8 protein-coding genes are annotated in these 7,974 nt (G+C 68.8%); 3 read left to right on the forward strand and 5 right to left on the reverse strand.

Features of this window, described 5'->3' with window-relative positions:
* Together A5702_RS02410 and A5702_RS02415 are read right to left on the reverse strand one after the other, a co-directional pair.
* Positions 1-736: FAD-dependent monooxygenase (locus A5702_RS02410; RefSeq protein ID WP_197506482.1), on the reverse strand; the 736-nt coding region annotated here is incomplete at its 3' end.
* The gene (locus A5702_RS02415; RefSeq protein ID WP_068217934.1) at positions 736-1,599 is read right to left on the reverse strand and encodes an alpha/beta fold hydrolase; all 864 of its coding nucleotides are present in this window, start codon (positions 1,597-1,599) and stop codon (positions 736-738) included. The genes A5702_RS02410 and A5702_RS02415, both read right to left, overlap by 1 nt.
* Before the next feature lie 126 nt (positions 1,600-1,725).
* On the opposite strand from A5702_RS02415, the gene A5702_RS02420 reads away from it, so the two are divergent.
* Both A5702_RS02420 and A5702_RS02425 read left to right on the forward strand, forming a co-directional pair.
* Positions 1,726-2,403, forward strand: coding sequence for an IclR family transcriptional regulator (locus A5702_RS02420; RefSeq protein ID WP_055401942.1), 678 nt, complete (start codon positions 1,726-1,728; stop codon positions 2,401-2,403).
* Between the two features lie 14 nt (positions 2,404-2,417).
* Positions 2,418-4,034: an FAD-dependent oxidoreductase gene (locus tag A5702_RS02425; RefSeq protein WP_068217939.1), complete on the forward strand. Its 1,617-nt coding sequence runs from the start codon at positions 2,418-2,420 to the stop codon at positions 4,032-4,034.
* A 19-nt stretch (positions 4,035-4,053) separates the two neighbouring features.
* Here A5702_RS02425 and A5702_RS02430 read toward each other — a convergent pair whose 3' ends face one another.
* Entirely contained in the window at positions 4,054-5,274 is a 1,221-nt protein-coding gene (locus A5702_RS02430) for a sensor histidine kinase (RefSeq protein ID WP_068217941.1), read from the reverse strand.
* A gap of 105 nt (positions 5,275-5,379) precedes the next feature.
* Between A5702_RS02430 and A5702_RS02435 the strand changes: the two genes are divergently transcribed.
* Positions 5,380-6,033 carry a response regulator transcription factor gene (locus tag A5702_RS02435; RefSeq protein ID WP_067903796.1) on the forward strand — a complete coding sequence of 218 codons (654 nt, stop codon included), beginning with the start codon at positions 5,380-5,382 and terminating at the stop codon, positions 6,031-6,033.
* Here A5702_RS02435 and A5702_RS02440 read toward each other — a convergent pair.
* A complete protein-coding gene (locus A5702_RS02440; RefSeq protein ID WP_068217944.1) occupies positions 6,026-6,919 on the reverse strand; it encodes a thiamine pyrophosphate-dependent enzyme in 894 nt (297 codons plus the stop codon). The two genes, A5702_RS02435 and A5702_RS02440, sit on opposite strands and share 8 nt — an antisense overlap.
* Before the next feature lie 159 nt (positions 6,920-7,078).
* Complete coding sequence (gene meaB, locus A5702_RS02445) at positions 7,079-7,957, reverse strand: methylmalonyl Co-A mutase-associated GTPase MeaB (RefSeq protein WP_068217943.1); 879 nt, start codon at positions 7,955-7,957, stop codon at positions 7,079-7,081.
* Between the last annotated feature and the right edge of the window lie 17 nt (positions 7,958-7,974).

Below are 7,974 nucleotides of genomic sequence, written 5' to 3' on the forward strand. Positions count from 1 at the left end.
CGGCCTGCTCGTCGGTTTCGTCGGCGTGAATCATGAACTCGAACCGCCGGATTCCGTGCGCGATCGAGATCGAGGCGTACGGACGTTCGGGGTCGGCGCCGACCTCGCTGTTGGGGTGGCCGAGCGGGTCGTTGGCGATGTCGACCACCAGCCAGCGCGTCGAGGATGTCGTCCCGTCGAACGACACGCCCATCATGCGGCGGGTCATGCTGCGACCGCCGTCGCAGCCGACCACGTAACGCGTTCGTAGGCTGGACGATTCGTGGTCGCGTCCGCCGCCGAGTTCGACGGTCACGCCGTCGGCGTCTTCCCGGCATGCCGTCATCGGACGGCCCCACCACACGTCGACGTGCTCGAACCGGTCCAGGCCCGCCAGCAGTTCGGCGTCGACAAGCGGTTGGACGAACCCGTTACGCTTCGGCCAACCGAAACGCGCATCGGACGGGGCCATTTCGGCGAGCACGCGGCGCTTGGCGTCGACGAAACGCAGGATCTGGTTGGGCACCGTGTGCGGGACGACCCGGTCGGCCAGCCCTACCGACTGGAACGTCCGCAGCGCCTCGTCGTCGAGCCCCACGCCGCGTGGATAGTCGATCAGCGTGTCGCGTTCTTCGACCACGACCGTGCGGATGCCGCGCAGGCCAAGGATATTGGCCAACGTCAGGCCGACCGGTCCCGCCCCGACCACGACAACGTCGGTCTCGATCCCCGCCGGCTCACGCTCCGCGTCGACCATCACCGCCCCAGCAGGAAGTCGAGGTGTAAACGATTGAAGGTCTTGGGATCCTCGTACTGCGGCCAGTGCCCGCAGCCGGGCATCACCTCGAAACGCGCGCCCGGGATCATCGACGCGATGCGGCGACCCTCGGCGACGTCGGCGGTGGGGTCGTCGCTGGTCCACAGCACCAGCGTCGGCGCAATGATCGCGCCGTATTCGTCCGGGCCGATGATGTTGCGCGCCCGAATCTCGGGGTCCTGCAACGCCATGATGTCGCGCATGGCATCGACGAATCCCGGTTGGCGATAGACGCGCTGGCGGCTGGCGACCAAGTCGTCGTAGTCCTTGGACTTGTCCGCCATCAACCACTTGATCCGCGCTCGCACCGTCTCCCACGTCGGGTCCTCGGCGGCCGCCATCGACAAGGTGATGATCCGCTTCATCACCACGGGATCGGCTTGGGAGCCGCCGGCGGTGTTGAGGACGAGCCGGTCCACCACGTCGGGATGGTCGATCGCGGCGCGGGCCGCCACCCAGCCGCCCAGCGATTCGCCGCTGATGCCGGCGCGATCGACGCCGATGGTGCGCAGGACGGCCATCAGGTGCTCGACGTAGTGGCGGACCTCCAGCGGGTGGCCCGGCTTGTCCGTGTAACCGTGGCCCAGCATGTCGATGGACCAGGTCCAGAAGTGCTCGGCGTGCGCCGCGAGGTTGCGGACGTACGCCTCGGCGTGGCCGCCGGACCCGTGCAGCAGCACCAGCACCGGCTTGCCCGGGTCGCCGGCCCGCAGGTAGCGGGTCCGCACCCCGCCGGCGTGGAGGTAGCCCTGCTCAAACGCGACGCCCTGAAGATCGCTCCAGATGCTCTCGAACTCCGCCACGATGCCTCTCTGGCCCAAAGTCGGGGAAATCTCGTTCTCGTTTTCGACGTACCTTGTGTGCTAATATCGCACACTGATGTGCGTTATATATAGAGCTTCGCTCTCGGGCCTGGGTCTGTCAAGGCTGTGACCGGTTCGGGAACGGGTTCGCAGACGCTGGCCCGGGGGCTGACCGCGCTGCAAATGGTCGCGGAGTCCCCCGCCGGGCTCACCGTGCAGCAGCTCGCCGACCAAGTCGGGGTTCATCGCACGATCGCCTACCGGCTGCTGACGACGCTGGCGGAGTTCCGGCTGGTGGCCAAGGGAGAGGACGGCCGCTATCGGCCCGCCGCCGGACTCGCCGTCCTGGGCGCATCATTCGACCGCAACGTGCGCCAGCTCAGCCTGCCGACGCTGCGCGCGCTGGCCGACGAGCTCGGCACCACGGTTTCGTTGCTCATCGCCGAGGGCGACCAGCAGGTGGCCATCGCGGTCATCGTGCCCAGCCACGTGGCCTACCAACTGTCGTTTCACGAAGGCAGCCGATACCCCCTGAACCGCGGCGCCGCCGGAATCGCCTTGCTCGCGAGCATGCCCCCGCGTCCGGGAGAACGGGACCTGGTCACCCGGGCACGCGAATGCGGGTGGGTGACCACGTACGGCGAAATCGAGCCGAACACCTACGGCCTCGCCGTCGCGGTGCGCCGCCCGGCCCCGTCCCCGCCAACCTGCATCAACCTCATTTCGCACCGGGAAGACGTGGTGATGCGCGGAAAAGATGCGGTCGTCAAAGCCGCGAGGCAGTTGTCCGAACTGCTGAGCTGAAGGGATACCGATCCATGTCGTGGGACATGCAAGCCGACGTAGTCGTACTCGGCAGTGGTGGCGCCGGGCTTACCGCCGCCCTCACCGCGGTGGCGTCCGGGGCCTCGGTGGAGGTCTTCGAGAAGGCGCCAACCGTTGGCGGCACCACCGCGGTGTCGGGCGGCGTGGTGTGGATTCCCGCCCATAATCGTTCGCCCGAAGGGGAATTGACGACCGCCGATGCGCTGCGATACCTGCGCGCGCAGTCCCTCGGCTCGATGGACGACGAGCTGGTCGAGACGTTCGTGCACACCGGTCCGGCCATGCTCGACTTCGTCGAGGCACACAGCGGACTGCGCTTCGAGATCGCCACCGGCTTCCCCGACTATCAGCCCGAATTGCCGGGCGGGCAACCGACTGGAGGCCGATCGCTCACTGCCGCTCCCTTCGACCTCGCGCAGTTGGGCGAATGGGCCACGCGGATCACGTCGTTTCCCGCCGACTGGTCCAACGTCGGTTTCGACGCCGAGACCAGGGCGCGTCTGCACGCGGCGATCGACGAACGAACCGGCCACCTCTGCGTCGCCGGCACCGCGTTGATCGCGGGGCTCCTCAAGGGCCTGCTGGATGCCGGGGTCACCCCGCACACCGGCGCGCGCGCCGAACAGCTGATCGGCGAGGGCGGGGAAATCACCGGGGTGCGGATCGGCCTTGCGGGACGCACCGTCAACGTTCGCGCCCGGCACGGCGTCATCCTGGGCACCGGCGGCTTCGAATGGGATCCCGCTCTGGCGCAGGCCTTTCTGCGTGGCCCGATGCACGGCGCGGTCTCTCCGCCCAACAACACCGGGGACGGCCTGCGCATGGCGATGGCACACGGCGCCGATCTGGCGAACATGGGCGAGGCCTGGTGGGTGCCGATCGTGCAGATCCCCGGTGACACCATCGACGGCAGGCCACGCAGCCGCAGCGTGCGGTTGGAACGAACGCGGCCACGCAGCATAATCGTCAACTCGGCGGGGCGCCGCTTCGTCAACGAGGCATGCGATTACAACTCGATGGCCGGCGCCTTCCACTACCTCGATCCCCGCGGTGGCTACGTCAACGACCGCGGCTGGATGGTGTTCGATGCAATTCACTTGCAGCGCTATGGATTCCTGGGTGTCGAACCGGGACAGCCCGTTCCGGACTGGTTCTGCGAGTCGGCCGACCTTACCGAGTTGGCCGCCAAGGCGGGCATCGACGCCAACGGCTTGATCCGCACCGTCGAGGACTGGAACCGCCACGTGGCGGCCGGGGCCGACCCCGACTTCGGGCGCGGCTCCAGTGCTTACGACGGTTATTGGGGCGACGACAGCGCGACCACCCTCGCCGGCAAGACCCTCGGCCCGATCGACACCGCCCCCTACTATGCGGTGCCGGTGTGCATCGGCGCGATGGGCACCAAGGGCGGCCCCCGCACCGATCGCGACGGGCGCGTGCTGCACGTCGACGGCGACCCGATACCCGGGCTGTTCGCCGCGGGCAATGCGATGGGTGGCGTCACCGGACGGGCCTATGGCGGTGCGGGCGGGACATTAGGTCCGGCAATGGTTTTCGGCTACCGCGCCGGCCACGCGGCCGCTACCGGGAAGTCCGTCGACCTGAAGTAACGGGACGCGCGACGTCGGCCTATCTCGCGATCGGCAGCTCGATGCAGACGTGGGTGCCCACCGGGCCGTCGAGGAAGACGAACCTTCCCCCGGCGGCCTCGATGCGGGCCCGGTGGGAAGCGACTCCGATGTGGCCTTCGCCCAGGCGGCGCGCCATCGTCTCGTCATCGAACCCCACGCCGTTGTCGATCACATGCAAGACGCAGGTCTCGTCGGTGATGCCGAGCATGATCGAGGCGCTGTCGGCCCGCGAATGTTGCACCACGTTGGACAGCAGCTCGCGCACCGCGCCGAAGACCACCGGGTCGATCTCGCTGCGAATCGGGTAATCGATGTCGGTCTGAATCTCGATATCGGATCGTTGGGCGGTCACGGTGGCCAGTTGCTGGACCGCGGCCGCCAAGCCGACCTGCTCGAGGACGGCCGGATGCAGCTCGAAAGTCGCCTGCCGCAGTCGCTCCGAGGCCAACTGCAGACCGGCCATCGCGCGCGCGACGCGGTCATCACCGGGTAGCGCCGCGTCCAACTCGACGAGTTCCTGGCGCACCGCCAGGATGTCCTGCAGCGGACCGTCGTGAATGGATTCCGATATTCGCCGTTGCTCGACGTCGGACGCGGTCATCGTCTGAGCGAGCAGCTCCTCGCGCAGCGTGCTGAGCCCGGCCACCGAACGGGTGTGCCGCTCCTCGACCCGAACGGCCACAAACGCGGTGACACACAGGAATCCGTACAGCAGGAACCGAAACGTGGCCTCGGTGACGCCGATCGAGCCGACCATCTCCGGGTCCTCGAGGACCGCGATCGCGAAACCCACCATCGAAAAGATCAGCACCACCGTCGCCCGCCGCGACGAGACATCGAGGCCGATCAGGATCGGCAGCGCCGTCATGATCAGCAAGGGATGGAGTCCGTTGGTGGACAAAATCTGAAAGACCGTCAGCACGACAACGTCGATGACGGTGAACGCGAACGGCTCCAGGCGGCCGACCTGGGCCAGCCGGCCGCGGCCGAGCGATCGCCGGCTGCGCGGGAAGGCCAGCGCCAGCGCGCACGTCGCGACCACCGCGTACGCCACGATCAGCTGAGTTTGCTGAGCCCACTCCGACCGGCGGGTGCCGCTGAGCATGGCAGCCACCATGAGACCCACCACGCCCACCCGCAGGACCGACGCGAGTCGGTAGGAGCGCAGCTGGTGAAGCTTGCGCACCCGGCCCAGTTCCGCGTCGCTGGCGACCGCCACGCGAACACAGTACTCACCCACGCGCTCACCTCACGGCAAAGCGCCCGGACACGTAACGGACTTTTCTCCAATTCGATCGACGCTTTGCGGGCTAAACTCATCGCCATGGCCGGCCCAGCGACGCCCGACATGGTGCGGGTGGTTGTGGGCGACGATCACCCGCTCTTTCGTGAGGGCGTGGTGCGTGCGCTATCAGCGAGCGGTTCGGTGGATGTGGTCGCCGAGGCGGAGGACGGCTCGGCGGCATTGGAATTGATCAAGCAGCACCGGCCCGATGTCGCGCTGCTCGATTTCCGGATGCCCCGCATGGACGGCGGGCAGGTGGCGGCGGCGGTGCGCAAGCAGGAATTGCCGACCCGGGTGCTGCTGATTTCGGCACACGACGAGCCCGCCATCGTGTACCAGGCATTGCAGCAGGGCGCCGCCGGGTTCGTGCTGAAGGACTCGACCCGCAGCGAGATCGTCAAGGCCGTCCTCGACTGTGCGCAGGGCCGCGACGTGGTGGCGCCCGCCCTGGTCGGGGGCCTCACCGCGGAGATCCGCCACCGGGCCGAGCCGACCGGACCCGTCCTCAGCGCGCGAGAACGCGAGGTGCTGAACCGGATCGCGCGTGGTCAAAGCATCCCCGCGATCGCCGGCGAACTTTACGTCGCCCCGTCGACGGTCAAGACGCACGTGCAACGCCTCTACGAAAAGCTCGGCGTCAGCGATCGCGCGGCCGCCGTCGCCGAGGCGATGCGGCAAGGACTGCTCAGCTAGCGGCCGACCAGTGGTCCGGCTCGCTGACGGCCGCCGCCCCCTCCGCCCGCAGCGCGTTCGCGAAGGCCGCGGCCTCGGCCACCAGGTGGCGAGCGCGGCGTTCCACCTCGTAGAGGTGGCCGGCGCTCACACCGGCGCGGGTCAGCTCGCGCCGGGCGAAAACCAGGGGGTCGACGCCGGAGGGGTGGTTGGTGCGGTAGGTGACCGCCTCGACCATGCTGGGTCCACCGCCGGCGCTCGCGCGATCCGCCGCTTGGGAGACCGAGTCATACACGGCCCCAACGTTTTTGCCGTCCACCGACAGCACCGGTAGTCCGTGGCGCTCGCGTGGGCCCCGGCGGACGCCGGATGCCTCGCGGATGTTCTCGACAACGAACACCACCGGGAGCCGCCACGACAACGCTATGGCGGCGGCGGATTTGAACTCGGCGGAGTTCACCGCGTCATCCCCGATGACGCACAGCGTGACCTTGCCCTCGCCGGCCACCTGCTGGGCATAGGCGTCGCCGAGCGCGAACAGGATCGACTGCCGCAACGGGTCGGCGCCGGCGAAGATCTGCTTCCATTCGGTCGCGAACGGGCTTTCCTTCCGACCGACGGCCACGGCCGGGCGGGGGGTGATCATCTCGGCGATGGCCGGCCCCAGGGGAAGGAGATGGCCGACCCGCTGGGCGTGCTCGAAATGGCGGATCGAGGTGCTCATGATGTCGCCCGGCCGCAGGGCGGCGATGGTTCCGACGGCCACGGCCTCCTGGCCGAACGCGGCCACCATGGGTCCGTTGAGCAACCCGTCGATGCGCGACTCTTCGAGCGCCATGTCGAGCAGTCGCAGGACCCACATGCGGCGGTACAGCTCCAGCTGCTCGCCGACGTTTGCGGCCGACATTTCGGGGTTGCGAGCCATGTGCCGGGTCTCCTCACTCATCGCGGATCGTGCCGTTGGGCACAAGATCAAGGTAGGGAGATTTGCCCGGGCGCAACTCCGCCGATCGGTCCGCGAACGGGGTGAATCCGGGTTCCCCCGATCGGGGGACAGGACGAGCGCTTAGTCCTGGTCCCGGGCGGTCGGTGAGAGCAGCTGGTCGGCCGCCGAGTACGGGTCCTGGTCACCGTCGACGACGGTCTGGGCGAGCCGGTCGAGCTCCGGCCTGCCCCGCAGCCGGGTTTGGGCCAGCGACAGGATCTGCGCCCGGGCGCGGGCCAGCCGGCGGGCGCGGCTGTCGGCGCGGTGGTGGTCTTCGATCGCGGCCACCAGCTCCGCAATCCCCTCGCCGCGCAGGGCGACCAGGCTGACGATCGGCGCATCGGTCTCGGCGCGCAGATCCCGCACGGTCTGTTCGGCGCCGTCGCGGTCCGCCTTGTTGACGACGACGATGTCGGCGACCTCCAGCACGCCCGCCTTGGCGGCCTGGATCGCGTCGCCGGCACCGGGATTGAGGATGACGACGGTCGGGTCGGCGACGGCGGCGATCTCGATTTCGGACTGCCCCACCCCCACCGTCTCGAGCAGGACCACGTGGTAACCGATCGCCCCGAGCAGCCGGATGGCCGCGGGGATCGCGGCGGCCAGTCCCCCGAGGTGACCGCGGGTGGCCACCGACCGGATCAACACTTCGGAGTCGTTGATGTGCGCGGCCATTCGGATGCGGTCGCCCAGCAGGGCCCCCCCGCTGAACGGTGACGACGGGTCCACGGCCAATACCGCCACCCGGTCCCCCCGCTCCCGGTACGCCGCGACGAGGGCGGCGATGGTCGTGGACTTGCCCGCGCCCGGCGGCCCGGTGATGCCGATGACGTTCACCGGTGACGGCTCGATACCGGCGAGCACCTCGTCGCGGCGCTCGCCCTCGACCAGGGAAAGGAGCCGACCCGCCGCGCGCGGAGATCCCTTGCGCGCGCCCTCGATCAAGTCGGCGATGTCCATTTAGGGGGCTGGCACCT

It is taken from the genome of Mycobacterium sp. E3339 (genome assembly GCF_001666915.1).
In the GTDB taxonomy this organism is placed as follows: domain Bacteria; phylum Actinomycetota; class Actinomycetes; order Mycobacteriales; family Mycobacteriaceae; genus Mycobacterium.

Coding starts and splice junctions, on each gene's coding strand:
- A5702_RS02435 (WP_067903796.1), top strand. CDS start 5,380: ATGGCCGGCCCAGCGACGCCCGACATGGTGCGGGTGGTTGTGGGCGAC.
- A5702_RS02425 (WP_068217939.1), top strand. CDS start 2,418: ATGTCGTGGGACATGCAAGCCGACGTAGTCGTACTCGGCAGTGGTGGC.
- meaB (WP_068217943.1), bottom strand. CDS start 7,957: ATGGACATCGCCGACTTGATCGAGGGCGCGCGCAAGGGATCTCCGCGC.
- A5702_RS02440 (WP_068217944.1), bottom strand. CDS start 6,919: ATGTCGGCCGCAAACGTCGGCGAGCAGCTGGAGCTGTACCGCCGCATG.